General features: G+C 61.0%; 22 protein-coding genes. 10 read left to right on the top strand and 12 right to left on the bottom strand.

Annotated features, from left to right (window positions below):
• Position 1 precedes the first annotated feature (1 nt).
• The 9 genes from EX00_RS09680 (at position 2) to ureG (ending at position 6,892) form a co-directional block, all read left to right on the top strand.
• Entirely contained in the window at positions 2-304 is a 303-nt protein-coding gene (locus EX00_RS09680; RefSeq protein WP_007689920.1) for an urease subunit gamma, read from the top strand.
• Positions 305-326: 22 nt separating this feature from the next.
• On the top strand, positions 327-632 hold the full coding sequence (locus EX00_RS09675) for an urease subunit beta (RefSeq protein ID WP_047456660.1): 306 nt from the start codon (positions 327-329) through the stop codon (positions 630-632).
• 43 nt (positions 633-675) lie between these two features.
• A complete protein-coding gene (locus EX00_RS09670) occupies positions 676-1,299 on the top strand; it encodes a glycosyltransferase family 29 protein (RefSeq protein ID WP_047456659.1) in 624 nt (207 codons plus the stop codon).
• 3 nt (positions 1,300-1,302) lie between these two features.
• Positions 1,303-3,012, top strand: coding sequence for an urease subunit alpha (gene ureC, locus EX00_RS09665; RefSeq protein ID WP_047456658.1), 1,710 nt, complete (start codon positions 1,303-1,305; stop codon positions 3,010-3,012).
• 7 nt (positions 3,013-3,019) lie between these two features.
• A complete protein-coding gene (locus EX00_RS09660) occupies positions 3,020-3,694 on the top strand; it encodes a TIGR02117 family protein (protein ID WP_047456657.1) in 675 nt (224 codons plus the stop codon).
• A 340-nt stretch (positions 3,695-4,034) separates the two neighbouring features.
• Entirely contained in the window at positions 4,035-4,895 is an 861-nt protein-coding gene (locus tag EX00_RS09655; RefSeq protein ID WP_047456656.1) for a GGDEF domain-containing protein, read from the top strand.
• A gap of 79 nt (positions 4,896-4,974) precedes the next feature.
• Positions 4,975-5,481 carry an urease accessory protein UreE gene (gene ureE, locus EX00_RS09650; RefSeq protein WP_047456655.1) on the top strand — a complete coding sequence of 169 codons (507 nt, stop codon included), beginning with the start codon at positions 4,975-4,977 and terminating at the stop codon, positions 5,479-5,481.
• A 6-nt stretch (positions 5,482-5,487) separates the two neighbouring features.
• On the top strand, positions 5,488-6,174 hold the full coding sequence (locus EX00_RS09645; RefSeq protein WP_047456654.1) for an urease accessory protein UreF: 687 nt from the start codon (positions 5,488-5,490) through the stop codon (positions 6,172-6,174).
• 106 nt (positions 6,175-6,280) lie between these two features.
• On the top strand, positions 6,281-6,892 hold the full coding sequence (ureG, locus tag EX00_RS09640) for an urease accessory protein UreG (RefSeq protein ID WP_047456653.1): 612 nt from the start codon (positions 6,281-6,283) through the stop codon (positions 6,890-6,892).
• A gap of 38 nt (positions 6,893-6,930) precedes the next feature.
• Here ureG and EX00_RS09635 read toward each other — a convergent pair whose 3' ends face one another.
• The 9 genes from EX00_RS09635 to EX00_RS09595 all read right to left on the bottom strand — a co-directional run bounded on the left by EX00_RS09635 (position 6,931) and on the right by EX00_RS09595 (position 18,866).
• Positions 6,931-10,260, bottom strand: coding sequence for an efflux RND transporter permease subunit (locus EX00_RS09635; protein ID WP_047456652.1), 3,330 nt, complete (start codon positions 10,258-10,260; stop codon positions 6,931-6,933).
• A gap of 14 nt (positions 10,261-10,274) precedes the next feature.
• Positions 10,275-11,465 (bottom strand): efflux RND transporter periplasmic adaptor subunit, encoded by a 1,191-nt coding sequence (locus tag EX00_RS09630; RefSeq protein ID WP_047456651.1) that lies wholly within the window; start codon positions 11,463-11,465, stop codon positions 10,275-10,277.
• Positions 11,466-11,861: 396 nt separating this feature from the next.
• Entirely contained in the window at positions 11,862-12,830 is a 969-nt protein-coding gene (locus EX00_RS09625; protein ID WP_047456650.1) for an ABC transporter substrate-binding protein, read from the bottom strand.
• A gap of 57 nt (positions 12,831-12,887) precedes the next feature.
• Positions 12,888-14,021, bottom strand: coding sequence for an ABC transporter permease (locus EX00_RS09620; RefSeq protein ID WP_047456649.1), 1,134 nt, complete (start codon positions 14,019-14,021; stop codon positions 12,888-12,890).
• Positions 14,018-14,905 carry an ABC transporter permease gene (locus EX00_RS09615; protein WP_047456648.1) on the bottom strand — a complete coding sequence of 296 codons (888 nt, stop codon included), beginning with the start codon at positions 14,903-14,905 and terminating at the stop codon, positions 14,018-14,020. The genes EX00_RS09620 and EX00_RS09615 overlap by 4 nt, the downstream gene beginning before the upstream one ends.
• 2 nt (positions 14,906-14,907) lie before the next feature.
• Positions 14,908-15,243, bottom strand: a complete 336-nt coding sequence (locus EX00_RS09610; RefSeq protein ID WP_047456647.1) for a membrane protein — start codon at positions 15,241-15,243, stop codon at positions 14,908-14,910.
• A 9-nt stretch (positions 15,244-15,252) separates the two neighbouring features.
• Entirely contained in the window at positions 15,253-16,044 is a 792-nt protein-coding gene (locus tag EX00_RS09605; RefSeq protein WP_047456646.1) for an ABC transporter ATP-binding protein, read from the bottom strand.
• A gap of 64 nt (positions 16,045-16,108) precedes the next feature.
• Positions 16,109-17,563: a dihydropyrimidinase gene (gene hydA, locus EX00_RS09600; RefSeq protein WP_047456645.1), complete on the bottom strand. Its 1,455-nt coding sequence runs from the start codon at positions 17,561-17,563 to the stop codon at positions 16,109-16,111.
• A gap of 49 nt (positions 17,564-17,612) precedes the next feature.
• Positions 17,613-18,866: a Zn-dependent hydrolase gene (locus tag EX00_RS09595; RefSeq protein WP_047456644.1), complete on the bottom strand. Its 1,254-nt coding sequence runs from the start codon at positions 18,864-18,866 to the stop codon at positions 17,613-17,615.
• A 301-nt stretch (positions 18,867-19,167) separates the two neighbouring features.
• On the opposite strand from EX00_RS09595, the gene EX00_RS09590 reads away from it, so the two are divergent.
• Positions 19,168-19,812: a TetR family transcriptional regulator C-terminal domain-containing protein gene (locus EX00_RS09590; RefSeq protein ID WP_047456643.1), complete on the top strand. Its 645-nt coding sequence runs from the start codon at positions 19,168-19,170 to the stop codon at positions 19,810-19,812.
• 64 nt (positions 19,813-19,876) lie between these two features.
• Here the strand turns inward: EX00_RS09590 and preA are convergent, their stop codons facing one another.
• From preA to EX00_RS09575, 3 genes are all read right to left on the bottom strand, one after another.
• On the bottom strand, positions 19,877-21,190 hold the full coding sequence (gene preA, locus EX00_RS09585; RefSeq protein ID WP_047456642.1) for an NAD-dependent dihydropyrimidine dehydrogenase subunit PreA: 1,314 nt from the start codon (positions 21,188-21,190) through the stop codon (positions 19,877-19,879).
• 13 nt (positions 21,191-21,203) lie between these two features.
• On the bottom strand, positions 21,204-22,565 hold the full coding sequence (locus tag EX00_RS09580) for an NAD(P)-dependent oxidoreductase (RefSeq protein WP_047456641.1): 1,362 nt from the start codon (positions 22,563-22,565) through the stop codon (positions 21,204-21,206).
• 496 nt (positions 22,566-23,061) lie between these two features.
• Positions 23,062-24,015, bottom strand: coding sequence for a sensor histidine kinase (locus EX00_RS09575; protein WP_202903707.1), 954 nt, complete (start codon positions 24,013-24,015; stop codon positions 23,062-23,064).
• Positions 24,016-24,151: the final 136 nt, after the last annotated feature.

The following is a 24,151-nucleotide window of genomic DNA, read 5'->3' as shown; positions in this document are numbered from 1 at the left end:
GATGAATCTCACTCCGAGAGAAAAAGACAAGCTGTTGATTTCCATGGCGGCGATGGTGGCGCGGCGGCGGCTGGAGCGCGGCGTCAAGCTCAACTATCCCGAAGCCATCGCGTTGATCTCCGATTTCGTCGTTGAGGGCGCCCGCGACGGCCGCCCGGTCGCCGAGCTAATGGAGGCCGGCGCCCATGTCATCACCCGCGATCAGGTGATGGAGGGGATTGCCGAGATGATCCATGACGTGCAGGTCGAGGCGACGTTTCCGGATGGAACGAAGCTGGTGACCGTGCACGAGCCGATCCGCTGAGCGACGGCAGAGGAGAAAGACCATGATCCCAGGCGAAATCATTGCCGCAAGCGGCGATATCGAACTCAACGTCGGCGCGCCGACCGTGACGCTGGAGGTCTCCAACACCGGCGACCGGCCGGTGCAGGTCGGCAGCCACTATCATTTTGCCGAAACCAATGGCGGCCTTGCCTTTGATCGCGACAAGGCGAGGGGCATGCGGCTGGATATTCCGGCGGGCACCGCCGTACGTTTCGAGCCGGGCCAGACGCGCTCGGTGACGCTGATTCCGCTGTCCGGCAAGCGAGAGGTCTATGGCTTCCGCCAGCAGGTCATGGGCAAGCTCTGAGGCTTGCCGGGGAGGGCGCACAGTGAGCGCGAAACGCAGGATCATGGTCGTCGGCAACGGCGAAATAGCTGAGGGGGCGGCGACAGAGATCGACGCCGCCGACATGGTCGTGCGTTTCAACGATTGCCGCTCTTTCGGGGCAGGCGGCAGCCGCACCGATGTCGTGGCTGTCTGCAATACCGGCAGGCCGGCGCGCGCCATGCTTGGCTCCGCCGAGTGGCGCAAGAGCCCGCCTGTCGCCGCCGCATCGGAGATCTGGAGCGTGCGTGATCCCCGCAAGTTCGCGGCCCTGCGTGCGGAGCTTGCGCAATCGCATCCGGAACTCAACGATTTCTGCGACGATTATACCGATCAGTTCACCGCCTTCTGCCGCGCAACCGGCAAGCGCCATGTGGTGATCGACCAGTCCGTTCATGAGCGCGTCGATGAGGCGCTTTCGGCGCATGAACCGGGTTCTTACATCGTGCCGAGCAGCGGGCTGGTTGTAATCGGCGCGCTGCTTTTACTCCACCCCGACGACGACATCGCCATTACCGGCTTCAGCCATACCGGCTGGGACGGCCACCCCTTCGCGGCGGAGAAGCGATTGGTCGACCTTTATGTTTCCCTTGGCCGCGTCCGGCGCTTGGCCAGCACAACACCCATTCTTTCCTCCCAAGGAGCCTGATTCATGTCCTACAAAATCTCCCGCGCCGCCTATGCCAACATGTTTGGGCCGACCACCGGCGACAAGGTGCGGCTTGCCGATACCGAGCTCTTCATCGAGGTGGAGAAGGATTTCACCACCTATGGCGAAGAGGTGAAGTTCGGCGGCGGCAAGGTCATTCGCGACGGCATGGGGCAGAGCCAGGTGACGCGGGCGAACGGTGCTGTCGATACCGTCATCACCAATGCGCTGATCGTCGATACCTGGGGGATCGTCAAAGCGGATGTCGGTTTGAAGAACGGCCGCATCGCCGCGATCGGCAAGGCCGGCAATCCGGACACTCAGCCAGGGATCACGATCATCATCGGGCCTTCGACGGAAATCATTGCTGGCGAAGGCAAGATCCTGACCGCGGGGGGCATGGATGCGCATATCCACTTCATCTGCCCGCAACAGATCGAAGAGGCGCTGATGAGCGGCGTGACGACGATGCTCGGCGGCGGCTCCGGGCCTGCGCATGGCACGCTTGCGACCACCTGCACCGGCGCATGGCATATCGAACGAATGATCGAAAGCTTCGATGCCTTTCCCATGAACCTCGCGCTTGCCGGCAAGGGGAATGCCTCGCTGCCGGCCGCGCTTGAGGAAATGGTACTTGCCGGCGCCTGCTCGCTGAAGCTCCACGAAGATTGGGGCACGACGCCGGCCGCGATCGACTGCTGCCTGAGCGTCGCTGACGAGTATGATGTGCAGGTGATGATCCACACGGATACATTGAATGAAAGCGGCTTTGTCGAGGATACGATCGGCGCCATCAAGGGCCGCACCATCCACGCTTTTCACACCGAAGGTGCCGGTGGCGGCCATGCGCCCGACATCATCAAGATCTGCGGCCAGTCGAACGTCATCCCGTCTTCGACCAACCCGACGCGCCCCTATACGGTTAACACCATTGCCGAGCATTTGGACATGCTGATGGTCTGCCATCACCTGTCGCCGTCGATCCCCGAAGACATCGCCTTCGCCGAAAGCCGTATCCGCAAGGAGACGATCGCGGCGGAAGATATTCTCCACGATATTGGCGCCTTCTCGATCATCTCCTCCGACAGTCAGGCGATGGGCCGCGTCGGCGAAGTGGCGATCCGCACCTGGCAGACCGCCGACAAGATGAAGCGCCAGCGCGGCCGTCTGGCCCAGGAAACCGGCGACAACGACAATTTCCGCGTCAAGCGCTACATTGCCAAATACACGATCAATCCGGCGATCGCTCAGGGCCTCAGCCATGAGGTCGGGTCTATCGAAGTCGGCAAGCGCGCCGACCTGGTGATATGGAACCCGGCCTTTTTCGGCGTCAAGCCGGAGATGGTTCTGCTCGGTGGTTCGATCGCGGCCGCGCCGATGGGCGATCCGAACGCCTCGATCCCGACGCCGCAGCCGATGCATTATCGTCCGATGTTCGCAGCCTTCGGCAAGAGCCTGACGAATTCCTCGGTCACCTTCGTGTCGCAGGCCTCGCTCGACGCCGGTCTCGCCGGCAGGCTCGGCGTCGCCAAGAAGCTCCTTGCCGTGAAGAATACCCGTGGCGGCATCTCCAAGGCGTCGATGATCCATAACAGCCTGACGCCGCATATCGAGGTTGATCCGGAAACCTACGAAGTGCGCGCGGATGGCGAGCTTCTGACTTGCGAACCGGCGACAGTGCTGCCGATGGCGCAGCGTTACTTCCTGTTCTGAGCGGCTGATGGGGGGAGCCATCCGCTGGTTGTTTCGCCTGTTACTGCTGGCTGTGCTGGCCGTGATGGGCGGAACCTTTATTCCCAGGCCGTTGTTCGCGCCTGCCAAGGCGGCTGACGACGTTGCTGCCCCACGACGTATTCTGGTGCTTTCCAATCCGATCCATACCGACATCGCGGTGCCGCTCAACGACGAGACCCGGGCGGCGTTTTCCCTTCTTGGACAAGCCGGCATTCCCTTGGCGTCACCCGATGCGGAGTGGCTGATCTTCGGCTGGGGCGGCCGCGCCTTTTATCTGGAGACCCCCACCTGGGCCGACTTGAAGCCGATGCCGGTGCTGCGGGCGCTGACGCTGGACAGCTCGGTACTGCATGTCGACGTGGCGGCGTATATTCCCGAGCAGTACCCCGCCGTTCAGGCATTTGACGTCAGCTCCGGTGAATTCACGTCATTACTAGGCTTCATCGCGGCAAGCTTTAAGGAGCAGAACGGCGCGGTCGCGCCCATCGCCGATGCAGCCTATGGTGTCACAGATCGCTTCTTCGAGGCTAAGGGTTATTTCAATTTGCTCTTCGGCTGCAACACCTGGACGGCAGCGGCCTTGCGAACAGCCGGGATCAAAACCGGTCTGTGGAATCCTCTTCCGGAGGCGCTGAAGCTGTCGCTGGCTCTTTACAATTAAGAAGCGTCTAATCGGCGAACCCGCTCACAGGCCGCCGCCCCTTTTTTATCCCCAGTCTTGTGCCGTTGCTGCTACGTTTTATCGGTTCCCGAACGCCGCATCCCTAGGATTTCAGGGGTTTTTCATAAGTTCGTAGAACTAATGCAGCATTATCAGAGGCTTGCGTCAGCAGGCACTTGAGCCGGTATTTCTCCTGGTACCAACCATGGCCTCGGCGGCTATTTCTAATCGTTCACAAGTTGGGAAATGCCACGCATTTTAATCATTGCATTAAAGACATCGAAGAGCCTTCGCCCCTATCTCACCTCATGGGCACGGTGGGCTGAGGAAGGTGAATCGCATGAAACAATGGATTTCGCTGCAGGCCGAGCTGGGTGATTTTCAGCGCCGCCGTACGATATACTTTTTCGCGCTGAAGATGAGTTGTGCCGCCATCGTTCTGTCCGTTGCCATCATTCTCGCCATGCTGCCAGTCGTGCAGTGGCTTGGTCTGTTGCCACTGCCGATGCTGGAAGCCATCCGCCTCTGCATTCTCCTTGCATCGTTGATCGGCGGCATTGTTTCCGCCGCGCTGGCCTTGCTCGCCGGCCATGCTATTCACAAGCTTGCCCTCTCCAATGCCGAATTCGAACGGCTGAGCCGCACGGACATGCTGTCTGGCCTGTTGAACCGTCGTGCCTTTACCGAGGCGCTGGACGCGGTCCAGGATAGCGCCTCGCTGGTAATCTTCGATGTCGACCGGTTCAAGACGATCAATGACCGTCACGGGCACGCCTCGGGTGATGCCGTCATCGTCGCCGTGTCGCGGATCTTTTCCAGCATTTTCGAGGGCAGGGATGTGGTCGCTCGTCTCGGCGGCGAGGAGTTCGGCGCCATCGTTCATGGCCGCGACATGGCTGAGCGCATCGCCCGCATCGAAGAGGTGAAGGCGCTGATCGCTGACCACGCCATTGCCGTCGAAGGCGGTGCGGTGAAGATCACCATTTCAGCGGGGATCGCCGATATATGGGGTTCGCGCAGGAAAGAAGCCGCCTATGCCGCCGCCGACAAGGCGCTTTATCTCGCCAAGGCGCTCGGTCGCAATCGCGTCGTCCATGAGAGCGAATGGATGAACCAAGCCTGGCATCGCTGTCCGACCGACGAGGAGCGGGAGGCGGCGTTGGATCATGTCGAGCAATATCGATACGGCAACAGGATATAGGTCTGCGAAACCGGCATTGGTCCTTGCGCGGAAAGCGACTATTTTGCATGGTCTGACAAAGCTTTGAATTGGATCTGTCATGCTACGCGTCACCTCCTATCTGCCGGCCGGCACCCCTTCCTCCAATCCGATCGATCGTGTCGAGCTGCCACATGATCTCCGGCATCTGCGCCGCAAGCTGCTGCATCTCGAAAACGGCGAGATGGTCATGCTGGATCTCAAGGAGCCGGTTTTGTTCTCCAATGGCGACCTGCTGGTGCGCGAGGACGGCGAACTGATTGAGATCGTCGCCGCCGCGGAAAAGCTGTTCGAGATCAAGCCGCGCAACCGCCTGCATCTGATCGAGCTTGCCTGGCATCTTGGCAACCGGCATCTCCCGGCGCAGATCGAGGAGGAGCGCATCCTCATCCTGCGCGATCATGTCATCCGCTCGATGCTCGAAGGTCTCGGCGCGACCGTGACGGAAGTGAGCGAGCCGTTCCAGCCGGCGCGCGGCGCCTATCACGCGCATGGTGGTCATTCACATGGTCACGAGCACGGTCATGATCATCATGACCACGATCATCATGACCACTCGCACGACTGACCGTCGATGACCGAGACTCCAGCGACAGGCAATCGCGATCTGCAGGCGCTCTTGCGGCTGATGGCATGGCTGTCTCCGGCTTTTCCCATCGGCTCCTTTGCCTATTCAGGCGGCCTGGAGCGCGCCGTGCATGACGGTCTGGTGCGGGACGCGGCAAGCCTCAAGGATTGGATCACGGCGCTGATCCGCCATGGCTCCGCCTGGAACGATACCGTCCTGCTTGCCGAGGCGCATGGCGCCGGCGAGGATGCGGCGCGGCTGGCAGACGTTGCCGGGCTTGCCGAGGCGCTGGCCGGTTCGAGGGAGCGACATCAGGAAACCATGCTGCTCGGCGAAGCCTTCCTTATTGCTGCCGAGGCGTGGCCGCATCCGGTCTTTTCGATATTGCCCGCAAAGACGGCCTATCCTGTCGCGATCGGTGCCGTCGCCCGCGCGCATGGGATAGCCAGGGAGGAGGCGCTGGCGGCCTTCCTGCATGCCCTGGCGTCGCAGATGATGTCTGCCGGCATTCGCCTCGGGGTGAGTGGGCAGAAGGATGGCGTGGCGATGCTGGCGGCGCTGGAGGGTGTGATCGCGGACGTCGCGAAACGCGCCGCGCGCTCGAGCCTCGATGATCTCGGCGCCGCGACGGTTCAGGCTGATATAGCGAGCCTTCGTCATGAAACGCAGGGCACGCGCCTCTTTCGCTCATGAAGAAACGGCGCGAGGAAATGTTATATTCGGAGCCATTCCTACGTCATTCGCCGCTGTGCGGCAGGACCGCGCTTCGCTATCCTGATTTTTCATTGGAGTTTTGAGCATGAAATCGAGACATGGACCTTTGCGCGTCGGGATCGGCGGGCCTGTCGGTTCGGGCAAGACGGCGCTGACGGAGAAGCTGTGCAAGGCGATGCGGGACGATTATTCCGTCGCCGTCGTCACCAACGACATCTACACGACCGAGGATGCCGAAGCGCTGGTGCGAATGCAGGCGTTGACCTCGGATCGCATCGTCGGCGTCGAAACCGGCGGCTGCCCGCACACCGCCATCCGCGAGGATGCGACGATCAATCTGCAGGCCATTGCCGGGCTCAACGAGCGGCTTCCCGATCTCGATGTCGTCTTCATCGAATCCGGCGGCGACAATCTGGCGGCGACGTTTTCGCCGGATCTTGCCGATATCACCATCTATGTGATCTCGGTCTGCCAGGGTGAGGAAATTCCGCGCAAGGGCGGTCCGGGCATCACCAAGTCCGACCTTCTCGTCATCAACAAGAAGGATCTGGCACCCTTCGTCGATGTCGATCTCGATGTCATGGACCGCGACGCGACCCGGATGCGCCAGACCCGTCCTTTCGTCTTCTCCGACATGAAGCGTGGCGAAGGTATCGGAACGATCGTCGATTTCCTGAAGGAACAGGGCGGCCTTTAAGCCGCCCCGCCGTTCGTTACTTTCACCGTCGGCCGCCGTTATTCGGCGGCAAATGGCGGCAGCTTCAGGATATTCGTTCTGGCCGGCGCGCTGCCATGCTGCTGCGCGCCTTTGTGTTCCACGGCGTCGAGGCGTTCTTCCAGTGCGGTCAGTGACTGGCGGTTTTCGTTGACGGCGGCGGCCAGACTTTCCTTGGTCAATACCTCGTCATCCGTATCCCTCTTGCCGACGAGGCGGCCGAAGAGCCAGGCCAGCAGGCGCGACAGGTCGTCCATGATCAGGAAGAAGGATGGCACGACCACCAGACTGAGCACGGTGGAGACGATGATGCCGCCGATCACAGCGATTGCCATCGGCGCGCGGAACGAACCGCCTTCACCGACGCCGAGCGCGGATGGCAGCATGCCGGCGGACATGGCGATCGAGGTCATGATGATCGGCCGGGCGCGCTTGCGGCCGGCCTCGACCACCGCCTCCAGCCTCGGCATGCCGTGATGCATCATTTCGATGGCGAAATCGACCAGCAGGATGGCGTTCTTGGTGACGATGCCCATCAGCATCAGGATGCCGATCATGACGGGCATGGAGAGCGCGTTGCCGGTCATGATCAGCGCCAGCGCCACGCCGCCGATCGCCAGAGGCAGCGACAGCAGAATGGTAAAGGGCTGGATCACATCCTTGAACAGCAGGATCAGCACGGTCAGCACCAGCAACAGCCCGAGCAGCATGGCATTGCCGAAGCTTGTCTGCATCTCCTTCTGGATCTTGGTGTCGCCGCTTTCCGCCAGATGAACGCTGGCCGGGATCTTTGCATTGTTGACGATCTCGAGGAAATGGCTCGAGGCCGTATCCAGCGCCACGCCCTGCGGCAGGTCCGCGCCGATCGCGACGACGCGGAAACGGTTGTTGCGCTTGATCGAAGACAGGCCTTCCGAATAGTCGACATCGGCCACGCTCGACATCGGCACCGTGGCGCCGGTGGCCGTCTTGATGCGCAACGCCCGGATCGCGGCAAGGTCGCGGCGCATGCCGAGCGACGCCTGCACCCGGATCGGGATCTGTCGATCATCGAGCGAGATTTTGGCAAGCGAGGCGTCGATATCGCCGATGGTCGCGACGCGTACCGTATCGGAAATCATCTGCGGCGTGATGCCGAGGCGGGCGGCCTCGTCCTTGCGCGGATAGATTTGCAGCTCGGGCCGGGGCAGCGCGCCATCGGCGCTGACATTGGCAAGCGCCGGATCGCTGCGCAGCTTGGCTTCGAGAATGCCGACGGCCTGGTTCAGGTCCTTCTCATTGCGGGAGAGGAAGTTGTAGGTCAGGTCGCGGTCGCCACGGTCGTTGAGTTTGGTGATGCGGACGTCGGGGATCGAGCGCAGCTTGGCGAAGACTTCCTTTTCTATGTCCCATTGCGGGCGTTCGCGGCCATGGACGGTCACTTTCGGCAGGTAGGGGCCGATGACGGGCAACGAGCCGAGCACATCATTGACCAGCTTCTTGACGAGCGACTGGTCGAGCTTTCCGAGCGTCAGTGTGACTGTGGCGCGGCGCAGCTCCAGATCGCCCTTGGGCGAGGCGCCGCCAAGAACGAAGACGCTGTCAACGCCATTGATGTCCTTGACGCGTCTATAAATTTCGTTGGTTGCGTGTTCGGTGTCATCCAGCCGGGCATTCGGCGGTAATTCGGCCGAGAGCACGATGCGGGAGGCATCTTCCGGGGGGATGAAGCTGCCGGGCACGAACATGATCAGTGCGAAGACGGAGGCAATGGAGAATGCGAAGGCCGCGAGCAAGGTCGGGTAACGCGTATACCATTTCCTCGTCGTCAGCCGAACCAGCCAGCTGTAGCCGCGCATGAAGCGGCCGTCATTATCGTGATGATCGTCAACCGCATCCTCGGCGCGCATCAGATAGGCGGCCATCATCGGGGTGATCAGTCGCGCGACCAATAGCGAGAAGAACACCGAGAAAGCGACTGTCAGACCGAACTGGATGAAATACTGGCCGGGAATGCCCGGCATGAAGGAGACCGGAACGAAAACGGCGATGATGGTGAAGGTGGTGGCGATGACGGCAAGGCCGATTTCGTCGGCGGCTTCGATCGCGGCGCGATAGGGCGTCTTGCCCATCTTGATATGGCGGGCGATGTTCTCGATCTCAACGATGGCGTCGTCGACGAGGATACCGGTCGCGAGCGTCAGCGCCAGGAAGCTGACAAGGTTCAGCGAAAAGCCGATCTGGTTCATGATCCAGAAGGTCGGGATCGCCGAGAGTGGCAGGGCAACGGCCGAGATCAGTGTCGCTCGCCAGTTCTTCAGGAACAGGAAGACGACGATAATGGCCAGCAACGCGCCTTCGAGCAGCGTGTGCATCGCCGCTTCATAGTTGCCGTAGGTGTAGTAGACGGAGTCGTCGATCAGCTCGATAGAGACATTCGGGTTTTCGGCGCGCACCTTGTCCAGCGTGTCGCCCACGGTCTTGGCGACCGTGACTTCGCTGGCGCCCTTGGCGCGGAATACGCCGAAGGTGACGACAGGCGTGCTGTTGAAGCGCGAGAAGGACTTCGGCTCCTGATAGGTGTCCTTGATGACGCCGAGATCGGAGAGCTTGACGAAGCGGCCGTTGGTCAATGCAATCGTGGTGTCAGCAAGCTGGGCGACCTCGCGGGCATCGCCAAGGACGCGGATTGCCTGCTCGCTGCCCGCCACCTGGCCGCGGCCCGAACCGAGATCGATATTGGTGCCGCGCAGTTGTTGGCTGACTGAAAGCGCGGTGATGCCATAGGCATTCAGCTTGTTCGGATCGAGCTCGATGCGCACTTCGCGATCAGCGCCGCCGTAGCGATCGACGCGGCCGATGCCGGCCTGGCCCTGCAGGGCGCGCTTGACGACGTCGTCAACGAACCAGGACATTTCCTCGAGCGTCATGTTCGGCGAGGAGACGGCGAAGCTCTGGATGGCCTGACCCTCGACATCGACCTTGGAGACGATCGGCTCATCGATAGTGGACGGCAGATTGCCGCGAATGCGGTCGATCGCGTCCTTGGTGTCCTGAACGGCCTGCTGTGTCGGCACTTCGAGGCGGAAGATGACGACGGTCTGCGACTGGCCGTCGGTGACGGTCGACTGGATCTCGTCGATGCCGTTGATGCTGGCGACGGCGTCTTCGACCTCCTTCGTCACCTGCATCTCAAGTTCAGCGGGCGATGCGCCACTCTGCGTCACGGTCACGTTGACGACCGGTACGTCGATGTTCGGGAAGCGGGTGATCGGCAGATTGAAGAAGGCGTGCGCGCCCACCACCATCAGCAGGAAAAAGCCCAAAAGCGGCGCGACGGGATTTCGGATGGACCAGGCGGAAAAGTTCATCTTGCCGTTCTCGCTTAGTTGGACGCTTGCGGCGTGTCGTGCATGGGCGTGATGTGGTCACCGTCGCGGACATAGGCGCCGGCCTTGGCCACGACCTCTTCGCCTGCCTGCAGGCCCTTGACGATCTCGACATAGGCGCCGTCCTGGATACCGGTCTCGACATTGATGAATTTGACGACGTTATTCTCCACCTTGCGGGCGGAGGAGCCGTTTTCATCGCTGTTGACGGCGGTGAGCGGCAGGGCGACACCTTGCGTCTCGCGGATGATGATCTCGGCGCTGCCATACATACCAGCGCGGGCCTTGTCGCCGTCATCAATGGAAATGTGAACCGCGCCCAGGCGGGTCACCGCGTCGACGATCGGCGAAACCAAGCGGACGGTACCCGAGAGCTTCTCTCGGCTGCCGGAAAGCGAAATCATAGCCTTCTGCCCCAGAGTGATCTTGGTGATGTCGCTCTCCGAGACGTCGACCACCAGTTCCAGCTTACTGTCGCGGATGATGGTGAAGAGGGGATCGTTGCTGCCGTTGGCGATGGCGCCGATCCGGGCGTTGCGCGATGCGACGGTGCCGGCGACCGGTGTCTTGATGCCGGTGCGGGCAAGTTTCAGATCGGTATCGGCGATCTGGCTGTCGGTGACCTTGAGGTCGGCTTCGGCAACGGCGATTGCCTGTTCGGCCGAGGCCACGCGCGCTTTGTTGGCGGCCGCCGTGGCGTTTGCCTGCTCGACGGACGAAGTCGAGACGGTGCCCCTGGCGCCCATGGCGACGGCGCGGGCTCGCGCCAGTTCTGACTCGTCCGCATTGGCATGTGCTTCGGTGAGCTGAGCACGCAACTGTGCAAGGGTCGCCTGACCCTTGGCCTTTGTCGCCGCCATCTGGCTTTTCTGCAGGATCAGCGCATCGTCATTCAGCGTGGCGAGCGTGCTGTCCGCCGCGACCTTGTCGCCGACATCGGCGTTGAGCGAGCGAACCGACAGGCCGTCAACCTGTGGCTGGATATAGACCTCTTCCACGGCTTTCACAGTGCCGGTGGCGACCACCTTGTCGACCAGCTTTCGCGTTTGCGCCTGCGTGACGACGATGGCCGGCAGATTCTGTTTCGGAGCGGCGACAGTGGGCTCTTCCGCAAAGGCCACGGGCGCTGATAGCAGGGCAAGCAGGATTGCGGTCGTGCTCAGAAATCTATGCGGCGTGAGGGCCATGCGTCCGGTTCCAGTTCGGCATTTTGGGTAACGGGATTTCGCTGTTTCCGTCGCGAACACGGGGGATCTATGCATGCGGGCCGGCTTCGTCCGGCGGATCAACATCCGTCTGTCATGCCAGAAGGTCCCTCATCCTCAATTTGCCCCAATACATGGGAGCAATTTCCAAATTCCGCAAGATCACGAGAAAATGATTTCTATCGCCGGATAATTCTAGTGCGGGCAACGCTATGAATCAATCACGGCAATGTGATGTCCGCATTCAGATACTTGATCGATGCCTGGCTTTTCATGCAAGCGCGAGAATAAAGCCAGCTTTTTGTGGTGGCTGTTACAAAATGAAAAAAACGCGCGAGTAACGAAACTCGCGCGTTGCGATCATTTGTTGCACCAGGACTATTTCAGCGCGGCGTCGGTGACCTCATGCGTGTAAGCGCCGGTCGGCTTCTTGTTGATGATCTTCTGATCGAGAAGGGCCTCGACAGTGCGATCATAGAGCTTCGTGTCGAGCTTGCCGCTGCCGATCAACTTGGCGACTTCGCCCATCATGCGCTTCTGGTGATTTTCGTCCTGGCCGCCATTGTCCATGACGATTTCGGCGGCTTCATCCGGATGCGCGACGGCATATTTCCAGCCCTTCAGGGAAGCACGAACGAACTTGACCATATCGGCCTTGAACTTCGGGTCCTTCAGCTTGTCTTCGTTGACATAGAGGCCGTCTTCGAGAAGGTCGATGCCGAGCTTGGAGTAGTTGAAGACGGTAAGATCTTCCGCCTTGAAGCCGGCATCGATCGCCTGCCAGTATTCATTATAGGTCATGACCGAGATGCAATCGGCCTGCTTCTGGACCAGCGGCTGGACGTCGAAGCTCTGCTTCAAGACGGTAACGCCATCCTTGCCGCCATCGGTCTTCAGGCCAAGTTTGCTCATCCAGGCAAAGAAGGGGTATTCGTTGCCGAAGAACCAGACACCAAGCGTATGGCCCTTGAAATCCTTCTCTGTCTTGACCGGGCCGTCCTTCGGGCAGATCAGCTCGAGGCCGGACTTCTCGAAGGGCTGGGCGATGTTGATCAGCGGCACACCCTTTTCGCGGGCAACCAGAGCGCCACCCATCCAGTCGACGATCACGTCGGCGCCCCCGCCGGCGATCACCTGTTCCGGAGCGATGTCCGGGCCGCCCGGCTTGATGTCGACGTCGAGGCCTTCTTCCTTGTAGAAGCCCTTGTCCTTGGCGACGAAATAGCCGCCGAACTGGCCCTGCGCCACCCATTTCAGCTGCAGCGTCACCTTGTCGGCGGCGTTGGCGGCCTGAGCCATGGTCAATGCCATGGCGCTCGCCATCAATGTAAGCATCAGTCTTTTCATGTTCTTCACCCTTTTCCCTCTGAAGTTATGCCCTGATCCCTTGCCTGGGATCTTAGTCTACGTCTTTCCACCTCGGACAGACGGATGCCAGAACGTCGTCATCCTCTCGAGAATGGCGACGATGCCGTAGAAGACGGACCCCGCAATCGCTGCGACCGCGATTTCCGCCCAGACCATATCGAGGTTCAGTCGGCCGTTTTCGGTCGAGATGCGGAACCCCATGCCCGACATGGGTGTACCAAAGAACTCCGCCACGATGGCACCGATCATGGCCAAGGTCGAGTTGATCTTTAGCGCATTGAAAATAAAGGGTGCGGCGGCCGGCAGGCGCAGTTTGAACAGCGTTTGCCAATAGCTCGACGCATAGGTGCGCATCAGGTCACGCTCGATATTGCCGGCGGCGGCAAGGCCAGCGACCGTGTTCACCAGCATCGGGAAAAAGGTCATGATGACGACGACGGCAGCCTTGGATTGCCAGTCGAAGCCGAACCACATGACCATGATCGGCGCGACGCCGATGATCGGCATCGCCGAGACGAAATTGCCGATCGGCAGCAGGCCACGACGCAGGAAGGCGAAGCGGTCGGCGAGGATGGCGACGATGAAGCCGCTACCGCAGCCAATGATGTAGCCGATCAAGACCGATTTGAAGATGGTTTGCTCTATATCGGTCCAAAGTGTTGGAAGCGATCCGGCAATCCTCACCCCAATGGCGCTCGGTGGCGGTAGCAGGACAAGCGAGACACCGGCGCCGCGCGTTACCGCCTCCCAGATGATCAGGATCCAGGCACCGAAAATCGCCGGTATCAGCAGCCGCAGGCTATAGTTGCTGGTGGTGGAGTGCGGCCGGATCGATGACAACACGGAGACGCAACGCCAGGCGAGAAGCCAGCCGGCGGCGATCAGCAGGAAGAAGGAGGGCTGAGCCTTGCCCTCGTTGCCGGTGATCTGCGACAGTAGCAGCCAGGCGGTTTCGTGCGCGCCCAGAAACAGGATGGCCGCGGTGATAGCTGCCGGCAGGATGGACTGGGAAAAGACTGCAGCAACGACGATCAGGAAGAAGACGAGTGCTACGATGCCCGGCGGGATCGGCTCCGGCGCGCCATCCGCAAACAGCGGTAGCGTGAGCGCGGCGGCAAGGCAGAGCAGGAGCGCAAGAAGGCCCTGCCAGGAGAGCTGGATCAGTTTCATGCCGGCCGCCCTCCCATCGAGTGATTGACGATGCGTGCGGCAATGCCAACGATGGCCACGAGGATTGCTGCCAGTACCGAGCCAGCGACGAGTGCGGCCCAGATGTCGATCGTCTGGCTATAATAGGAGCCTGCAAGCAGCTTGGCGCCAATGCCGGCAACGGCTCCGGTCGGAAGCTCGCCAACGATGGTGCCGACCAGGCTTGCGGCAATCGCCACCTTCATCGACGTGAAGAGGAAGGGGATCGAGGCCGGCACGCGCAGCTTCCAGAAGGTCTGCGACGCACTGGCATTATAGGTGCGCATCAGGTCCAGATGCATGACCTCCGGCGAGCGTAGCCCCTTGGTCATGCCGACGGTGACGGGGAAAAACGACAGGTAGGTGGAAATTAGCGCCTTGGGGATCAATCCGTCGATGCCGAGCGCGCTGAAGACGACGATGATTGTCGGCGCGATCGCCAGGATGGGGATTGTCTGCGATGCGATGATCCAGGGCATCAGGCTGCGGTCAAGCGCCACGAGATGGACGATGCCGACGGCAAAGAGAATACCGAGCACGGTGCCGAAGGCGAAGCCGACGGCGGTGGGGGCAAGTGTTACCCAGGCATTATAGACGAGGCTGCGATTGCTGGTCGGGGCTCTGAGAAACGTGTTTTCGAAAACGTTCCGCGCCACCTGATGCGGCGCCGGCAGGATCGGTTTCGGCTGCGCCAGCGTCTTGCCGATGAATTCCATCGTGCCGGAGGTGACATTGGCACGGCGGTCGAGATCGCGCTGGAACGGCGCGTTAAGGATGACGGCGAAGACATACCACAATAGGAGGATCGCCAGCACGATGGCCGTCACCGGCAGGAACTTGTGCTTGAAGAACTGCTCCTTCTCCATACTCACGCCCTCCCTTGCGCGGGAAACAGCATCAGCGCCATCGCCACGATGCCAAGCCCGACGCCAGCCAGTTGCGGCAGGCTGAGCCGCTCGCCGAAGACGACGAAGGCAACGATGTTGACGACCACGAGCTGGGCGATGGAGGAGGCTGATATCGCCAGCCCCAGCCCACCCTCACGCATCAGCCGGATCATCATCAGATTGCCGATGCAATAGAGAATGAGCGCGAATACTAGGACCAGGATGTTGTTGTTGGCGATATAGGTTCTAGAGGCGGTTGCCCCGCCGATGAAGATCGCCATGGCGCCGACGAGCCAGAGGAGGAATTGCGGGTTCATGGTGTGATCCTATTCCTCATAACTATGCCCCGCTCTCAGCCCTTCACGGACACGATGAGCAATCTCCAGGAATTCCGGGGTTTCGCGAATGCCGAGCGGGCGTTCCAGCGGAAGGGTGGATTCGATGACATCGGTGACGCGGCCGGGGCGGGGCGACATGACGATGATCTTGGTGGAGAGATAGACCGCCTCCGGGATCGAGTGCGTCACAAAACAGATGGTCTTGTTCGTGTGCTTCCAGAGCTTCAAGAGCTGTTCGTTGAGGTGGTCGCGAACGATCTCGTCGAGCGCGCCGAAGGGTTCGTCCATCAGGAGCAGGTCGGCATCGAAGGCGAGCGCGCGGGCAATCGAGGCGCGCTGCTGCATGCCGCCCGAAAGCTGCCAGGGAAATTTCTTCTCGAAGCCGGTGAGATTGACCAGATCCAGCGTCTGGGCGATGCGCTTGGCCTGTTCGGCCCTGGCATAGCCCATGATCTCCAGCGGCAAGGCGATATTCTTTTCGATGGTGCGCCAGGGATAGAGGGCGGGCGCCTGAAAGACATAGCCATAGGCGCGTGCCTTGCGTGCCTCGTCCGGTGTCATGCCGTTGACGGTGATGTCGCCGGAGGTCTTGCGCTCGAGATCGGCGATAACGCGCAGGAACGTGGTCTTGCCGCAGCCGGAAGGGCCGATGAAAGAGACGAAATCGCCCTTGCGTACGTCGAGATCGACATTGCTCAGCGCATGCACCGGCCCGTCATTGGTCTCGTAGGTGAGACAGAGGTTCCGCGCGGAGACGACGGAAGAAGCGGACGACGTCATTAACACCTGCCAGTCATGTTTTCGCCGCGCAGCGGCGGCGGATTGCTTGTTATTTTGTTTGGCATCATACCCCGCTGGCGGGTATGCCGCTGCGCTGAACCTTGCGCGGCGCGGTGACGTCTTTCCAGGTCGAAAGCGCGCGGTTGATGGCGGTGAAAGGCTCGCGCTTGACGAACTCGCCGTGGCCTTGCTGGGTCTTCACCGTGCCTTCCTCGATGGCGACCACGCCGCGGGTCAGCGTATAGCGCGGCAGGCCGGTGACTTCCTTACCCTCGAAGACGTTGTAGTCGATCGCCGACTGCTGTGTCTTGGCGGCGATGGTCTTCGACCGTTTCGGGTCCCAGACGACGATATCGGCATCGGCGCCGACGAGGATTGCGCCCTTCTTCGGATAGCAGTTGAGGATTTTGGCGATGTTGGTCGAGGTCACCGCCACGAATTCGTTCATGGTCAGGCGGCCGGTGTTGACGCCATAGGTCCAAAGCATCGGCAAGCGGTCTTCGAGCCCGCCGGTGCCGTTCGGGATCTTGGTAAAATCGCCAAGGCCGAAACGCTTCTGTTCGGTGGTGAAGGCGCAATGGTCGGTGGCGACCACCTGCAGCGAGCCGGAGGCAAGGCCAGCCCAGAGGCTGTCCTGATGCTGCTTGTTGCGGAAGGGCGGCGACATGACACGGCGAGCGGCATGGTCCCAATCGGCATTGGCATATTCGGTTTCGTCCAGCGTCAGGTGCTGGATCAGCGGCTCACCATAGACGCGCATGCCTTTCTGGCGGGCGCGGCGGATGGCTTCGTGGGCCTGTTCGCAGGAGGTGTGGACGATGTAAACCGGGCTGCCCGCCATGTCGGCGATCATGATGGCGCGGTTCGTCGCTTCGCCCTCGACTTCGACGGGGCGGGAATAAGCATGCGCTTCCGGACCGTTATTGCCCTCGGCGAGCAGCTTTGCTTGCATCTGTGCCACCACGTCGCCGTTTTCGGCATGGACGAGCGGCAGCGCGCCAAGCTCGGCGCAGCGCTGGAAGGACGAGAACATCTCGTCGTCATCCACCATCAGGGCGCCCTTATAGGCCATGAAGTGCTTGAAGGTGTTGATGCCCTTGTCGCGGACGATGGCTTCCATCTCGTTGAAGACCTGCTCGCCCCACCAGGTGATCGCCATGTGGAAGGAGTAGTCGCAGTTCGCCCGCGTCGACTTGTTGTCCCACATGGTCAGCGCCTCAAGCAGCGACTGGCCGGGCGAGGGGAGCGCAAAATCCACCACCATCGTCGTGCCGCCGGCCAAGGCCGCCCGCGTACCGCTCTCGAAATCGTCGGACGAGTAGGTGCCCATGAACGGCATTTCGAGATGGGTGTGCGGGTCGATGCCGCCCGGCATGACATAACAGCCCGTGGCATCGAGCACCTCGTTGCCGGACAGATTCTGCCCGATCTCGACGATCTTCCCGCCTTCGACCTTGAGGTCCGCCTTATAGGTCAGATCGGCCGTGACGATGGTTCCACCCTTGATGACAGTGCTCATGGTGTCTGCTCCCGATGTATGAAGTTCTGGTGTTCGGCGAAGACGGGCGTCACGCCACGATCTCCGCCGTCTCGACGACCGCGTGGAACAGGACATCGGCGCCGGCGGCCGCCCATTCCTTGGAAATCTCTTCCGCCTCGTTGTGCGACAGGCCGCCGACGCAGGGGCACATGACCATGGTGGCGGGAGCCACCTTGGCGGCCCAACAGGCGTCGTGGCCGGCGCCGGAGATGATGTTCATGTGGCTGTAGCCCAGCTTCTCCGCGGCATTGCGCACGGCGGTTACCAGCGTCGGATCGAAGGTCACCGGCTCGAAATGGCCGATGGCCTCGACAGAGCAGCCGACGCCGAGGGCATCGCAGATGACAGGTGCTTCGGCCTCGATCTTGGCGCGCATGCGATCAAGCTTATCCTTGTCGGGCGTGCGGATGTCGACGGTGAAGACCACCTTGCCGGGCAGCACATTGCGTGAGTTCGGCGAGAAGGACACCTGGCCGACGCCACCGACGGCGCCCGGCTGGTTTTCCATCGCGACTGCCTGCACCATCTCGATGATCCGCGACATGGCAAGCCCGGCATTGACACGCATGTTCATCGGCGTCGAGCCGGTATGAGCTTCCTTGCCGGTCAGCGTGAACTCCAGCCACCACAGGCCCTGACAGTGCGTGACGACGCCGATCGTCTTTTCCTCGGCTTCGAGGATCGGGCCCTGTTCGATGTGATATTCGAAATAGGCGTGCATCTTGCGGGCGCCGACCTCTTCGTCGCCGAGCCAGCCGATGCGCTTCAGCTCCTCGCCATAGGTCTTGCCTTCCGGGTCCTTGCGGCCATAGGCATAGTCCAGCGTGTGCATGCCGGCAAAGACGCCGGAGGCGAGCATGGCGGGGGCGAAGCGCGCGCCCTCTTCATTGGCCCAGTTGGTGACCACGATCGGATGCTTGGTCTTGATGCCGAGATCGTTCATCGTGCGCACGACTTCCAGCGCGCCGAGCACGCCGAGGACACCGTCATACTTGCCGCCGGTCGGCTGGGTGTCGAGATGCGAGCCGACATAGATCGGCAGCGCATCCGGATCGGTGCCGGCGCGGGTGGCAAACATCGTGCCCATCTTGTCGACGCCGACCTTCATGCCGGCATCTTCGCACCATGTCCTGAAAAGGCTGCGGCCTTCGGCGTCGGCATCGGTCAGCGTCTGACGATTATTGCCGCCGGCGATGCCGGGGCCGATCTTCGCCATGTCCATCAATGCGTCCCAAAGGCGATCGCCGTTGATACGCATGTTTTCTCCTGGCGCTGCCACCATGATGCAATCCTCACCTGTTTATCCTGGCGCATGCAAGGCGCATGCCCAATTGTTCCCGATGGTCGTGCCCAGAGCGTTTGTTTGTTTTTCTTGCCCCGGAAAATCGCCGGTTGCCTTTGTAAGACATCTGACAGATAATTTGACCGATTGGTAAACATTACAACTTCCGTGGCGGCGCTCAAGACGAAAAGCGCGAAAATTCCCGATAAAATTTCAGGCAATTGCCCAAATTTACAGCGCGGGCAGGGCGAGATGAGAGCTTGGCCGAAGGGCTTGGATTTCAAGGAGAAACAGAGCAGACATGGCCATTCCCAGAGCCGCCAGGACCCAGCGCCGCACCCGCATCCAGGAAGAAAAAGAGGAAGTGATACTCGAGGCCGCGCTGGACGTATTTTCCGTCCACGGTTTCCGCGGCTCGACCATCGACCAGATCGCCGATGTCGCCGGCATGTCGAAGCCCAATGTGCTCTATTATTTCCGCACCAAGGAGGCCATGCACCGGGCGCTGATCGACCGCGTGCTGTTTACCTGGCTGGAGCCGCTGCGTGCCTTCGATGCCAATGGCAATCCCGAAAGCGAGATCCGCTCCTATATCCGCCGCAAGCTCGAAATGGCCCGCGATTTCCCACGCGAAAGCCGTCTGTTTGCCAACGAGATGCTACAGGGCGCACCGCATATCGAGGACGAGCTCCGCGGCCCGCTGAAGAGCCTCGTCGACGAAAAGGCCGAGGTCATCCGCGTTTGGGCCAAGGCCGGCAAGATCGCCAAATGCGATCCCTACCACCTGATCTTCTCCATCTGGTCCACGACGCAGCATTATGCGGATTTCGATGTGCAGGTGCGTGCCGTGCTCGGGCAGGAACATTCGGGCGCCGGACGCTTTGAGGATGCGGCGCGCTATCTTGAGAAGCTTTTCGTCGACGGGCTTGGCATTCGGCGGCCGTAGTCCTCGACCTTCGCACTTATGTCGACATAAGTGCGAAGGTTGATCTCTCGCGAAAGCCCTTGTCTTACTCCGCCGCCTGGCGGGCCATCGGATTGTTCGGATGGGTCGTCCAGTTGGCGTAATTCGGGTCGACGATCTTGCCGGTGCGCTTGTCGAGGTTGCCGGCCGGCAGTTCCTCCATGGTGATGCAGTTTTCGACCGGACAGACGCTGACGCAGAGATTGCAGCCAACGCATTCCTCGTCCATCACCTCGAAATGCCTGGCGCCATCGACCATGCTGGTGATCGCCTGATGCGAGGTGTCCTCGCAGGCGATGTAGCAGCGGCCGCACTTGATGCAGGCGTCCTGGTCGATCTTGGCCTTGGCGATATAGTTGAGGTTGAGATACTGCCAGTCGGAGACGTTTGGCACGGCGCGGCCGATGATGTCGTCGAGATTGCGGTGGCTCTTTTCATCCATCCAGTCGGAGAGACCGGTAATCATCTCCTGGACGATCTTGAAGCCGTAGGTCATGGCCGCCGTGCAGACCTGCACATTGCCGGAGCCGAGCGCCAGGAATTCGGCCGCGTCACGCCAGGTGGTGATGCCGCCGATGCCGGAGATCGGCAGGCCGTAGGTTTCCGGATCGCGGGCGATCTCGGCCACCATGTTGAGCGCGATCGGCTTGACCGCCGGGCCACAATAGCCGCCATGGCTGCCCTTGCCGCCGACCGTCGGGTTCGGGGCGAAATTGTCGAGATCGACGGAGACGATCGAGTTGATCGTGTTGATCAGCGACACGGCATCGGTGCCGCCGGCCTTGGCGGCGCGGGCGGGCTTGCGGATGTCTGAGATATTCGGCGTCAGCTTGGTGATGACGGGCATACGGGTGTACTGCTTGCACCAGCGCACGACCATCTCGATATATTCCGGCACCTGTCCGACCGCAGCACCCATGCCGCGTTCCGACATGCCGTGCGGACAGCCGAAATTGAGCTCGATGCCGTCAGCGCCAGTTTCCTCCACCAGCGGCAGGATCGCCTTCCAGGCATCCTCGACGCAGGGAACCATGATCGAGGCGATCAGGGCGCGATCCGGCCAGTTCATCTTCACCTGCTTCATTTCGCGCAGGTTGGTGTAGAGGTCGCGGTCGGTGATCAGCTCGATATTGTTCAAGCCGAGCAGGCGACGGTCGGCGCCCCAGATGGCGCCGTAGCGCGGTCCGTTGACGTTGACGACCGGCGGGCCTTCTTCACCCAGCGTCTTCCAGACGACGCCGCCCCAGCCGGCCTTGAAGGCGCGCTCGACGTTGTAGGCCTTGTCGGTCGGCGGCGCGGAGGCGAGCCAGAACGGGTTCGGGGATTTGATGCCGACGAAATTATTGCGGAGATCAGCCATATCGATTTCCCCTTCAAGCGACGGCGGCGTTCGGCTGCGCAGAGGCAGCGAGCGCGTGGTTGATGGATTCGGCTGCGTCACGGCCCTGAGCGACGGCTGATACCGTCAGGTCGTCGCCGCCGAGCACGCAATCGCCGCCGGCCCAGACGCCGTCGAGCGAAGTGCGGCCTTCGCCGTCTATGGCGATGCGGCCGGCCTCCATGCGCAATGCGCCGAGGCCGGAGGCTTCGAAGGTCTGGCCGATCGCCTTGAAGATCTGGTCGGCGGCAATGACGCCGATGTCGCCGGTGCCGGTCAGCTTGCCGTCACGCAGTTCGGTGTATTCCACCTCGATGCCGGCGACCTTGCCGTCCTTGTCGAGAATGCGCTTCGGCGCCAGCCAATGGCGGATCATGACGCCCTTGGATGCGGCGAGATCCTGCTCGTATTCGGAAGCATTCATATGCTCCTTGCCGCGGCGATAGCAGATCGTCACCTCTTCGGCGCCGAGCAACTTGGCCTGCACGGCGGCGTCGATGGCGGTCATGCCGCCGCCGAGAATGACGACGCGGCGGCCGATGGCGATATCGGCCTTCTGGGTCGCCTGACGCAGGTCGGCGATATAGGCGACGGCATCGGCGACGCCGTCGAGATCCTCGCCTTCGGCGCGCAGCGCGTTGACGCCGGCGAGGCCGAGGCCGAGGAAGACGGCGTCATATTGCGAGGACAGATCGGCGAGGCTGAAATCGCGGCCGAGCGCCTGGCCGTTCTTCACCTCGATGCCGCCAATCGACAGCACGTAATCGACTTCCTTCTGCGCGAAATCGTCGACCGCCTTATAGGTGGCGATGCCGTATTCGTTGAGGCCGCCGGCCTTTTCGCGGGCGTCAAAGATCACGACCTCATGGCCCTTCACCGCAAGGCGATGGGCGCAGGCAAGGCCGGCAGGGCCGGCGCCAATGACGGCGATCTTTTTGCCGGTCGAAGCGGCGCGGGCATAGAACTGCTTGTTTTCGGCCATGGCTATGTCGGTCGCGTAGCGCTGGAGGCGACCGATTTCGACAGGGCGCTCCTCGGCGGTATTGCGTACGCAATCCTGCTCGCAGAGCTGTTCGGTGGGACAGACGCGGGCGCACATGCCGCCCAGGATGTTCTGGTCGAAGATCGTCTTGGCCGAGCCGATCGGATTTCCCGTCGAGATCTGCCGGATGAACAGCGGAATGTCGATGGAGGTGGGACAGGCCGTCATGCACGGCGCGTCGTAACAGAAATAACAGCGGTCGGCAGCGACCAGCGCCTCGTGATCGTTCAGGCGCGGATGAAGATCGGAAAAGTTCGCATCATATTCGGCAGGCGTCAGCCGGCCTTTATGAATCCCAGTTTCCAGTCGTCCCATTGAAGTTCCCTCTTATAGTAAACGGCTAGTGGGACAAACGGTAACTCAGGATAAAAAATTTATCAAACGGTAAAATTTTGGGATTTTGGATTTTGTCGAGACGGAGATTATCCTTGCGGTCGCATTGAATTGGGGGTTGAAGCGAATGTTCTGTTAACGACATGTTTTCATCGTGTATTTTCGTGCTTTCGCGGAAAAGTTGACCGCGAAAAACCCGGGATTCCGAACGAGATTTCAATGAGCCGGTGGCCGGCCGTTGCGATTCTTTTGATCGCGGCAGTGGGGAGTGGGAAAAAAATCGAAATTTTTTTGAAAAGATGGGAACCAAGGCCCGGCGTCGTCGTTTAGAGAGTGCTTGGTGATGAGTGCATTAATCGATGTACGCCCCAACATCATTATCAGGCATCTACTCACGGTCCCCTCCCGATGAGTGAAAAGCAGCCAGTGCGCCGCCCTCGCACTGGCTGTTTTCGTTCGTGGTTTTGATGCGTGCCGCTCAAGGGCGGCGGAGGATTTCGTATTCGGTTTCCGGGATGGTCAGGCGGTAGCCGATGCTGTCGTCGCCGATCGAGAAATCGGCGCGGCCGTTCATGGAACTTGGCACGACGCGTTCGAGCACGGTGCGGCTGAAGCTGTTGTCCTCGAACTCATGGTCGGCGGGGAAATAGAAGCGTTCCAACCACGCCACCTCGATCGCCTTCTTGCCATCGAGTTCCGATTCCTTGCAGTTCAGCGTGATGCTGGTGGCGCCGGCCGAAATGGCGCCATGCGAGGCGGAATTGACGATCAGCTCATGCAGGGCAAGGCCGAGATGCACGGCGGCGTTCGGGGTCAGATGCGCGTTGATCCCATAGATCGGCATGGGCACGCCGGCATCGGGCCAGTAGGGGGCGAATTGCTTCTCGGCGAGCTCGAATAAATAGGCGCCGCGCCAGCTGGAATCGGTGATCAGATCCTGCGAGTGCGACAGCGACTGCAAGCGACCACGGAACTTGATCAGGAAATTGTCGAGCGACAGCGTATGGCGGGCCGTCTGGGTGGCGATGCCCTGGATAATCGCCAGAAGATTCTTGGAGCGATGCGAGAGCTCGCGCAGCAGCGATTTCAGGACTTTTTCGCGATGGCGGGTTTCGGTGATCTCGGAGATGACGGAGAGCAGACCCTGCGGCTTGCGCTCGCCTATGCGCTCGATCTTCAACTCGTAGATGCGCACGCCGTCGCCGGTCGGAAGCTCCACTTCCGCGCTGGCGGGCTTGCCGCTTTCCAGCACGCCACGCTTCAGCTGTAGCAGATGCGCACCATCCTTTTCGCCGAAGAGATGGAGATCCGTTCCGCCGATGATCAGGGATGGTTTCAGGTGATCGGGTAGGTTTTCGGCATAGCGGATTGCAAGGGTCGTATCCTGAAAGAGGATCGATATGCTGGCGCTGCCGAGCGCCCGCTCCATCATAGCGGCCTTGCCCTCAAAACTCAAAGGCGCGCCGGATAATGGTTCAGTCGTATTCACCGGTTTGCCTTTCACTCGAATTTCGAGAAGCCTGCCGACAAGGCATTCTCAACCGGAAGAACTCAGTCCGGTCTATACA

The organism is Martinezella rhizogenes (genome assembly GCF_000799715.1).
Taxonomy (GTDB): Bacteria; Pseudomonadota; Alphaproteobacteria; order Rhizobiales; family Rhizobiaceae; genus Rhizobium; species Rhizobium rhizogenes_C.
Note: the sequence above shows the minus strand (reverse complement) of the source record. Positions and strands in the feature narration are given on the sequence as shown.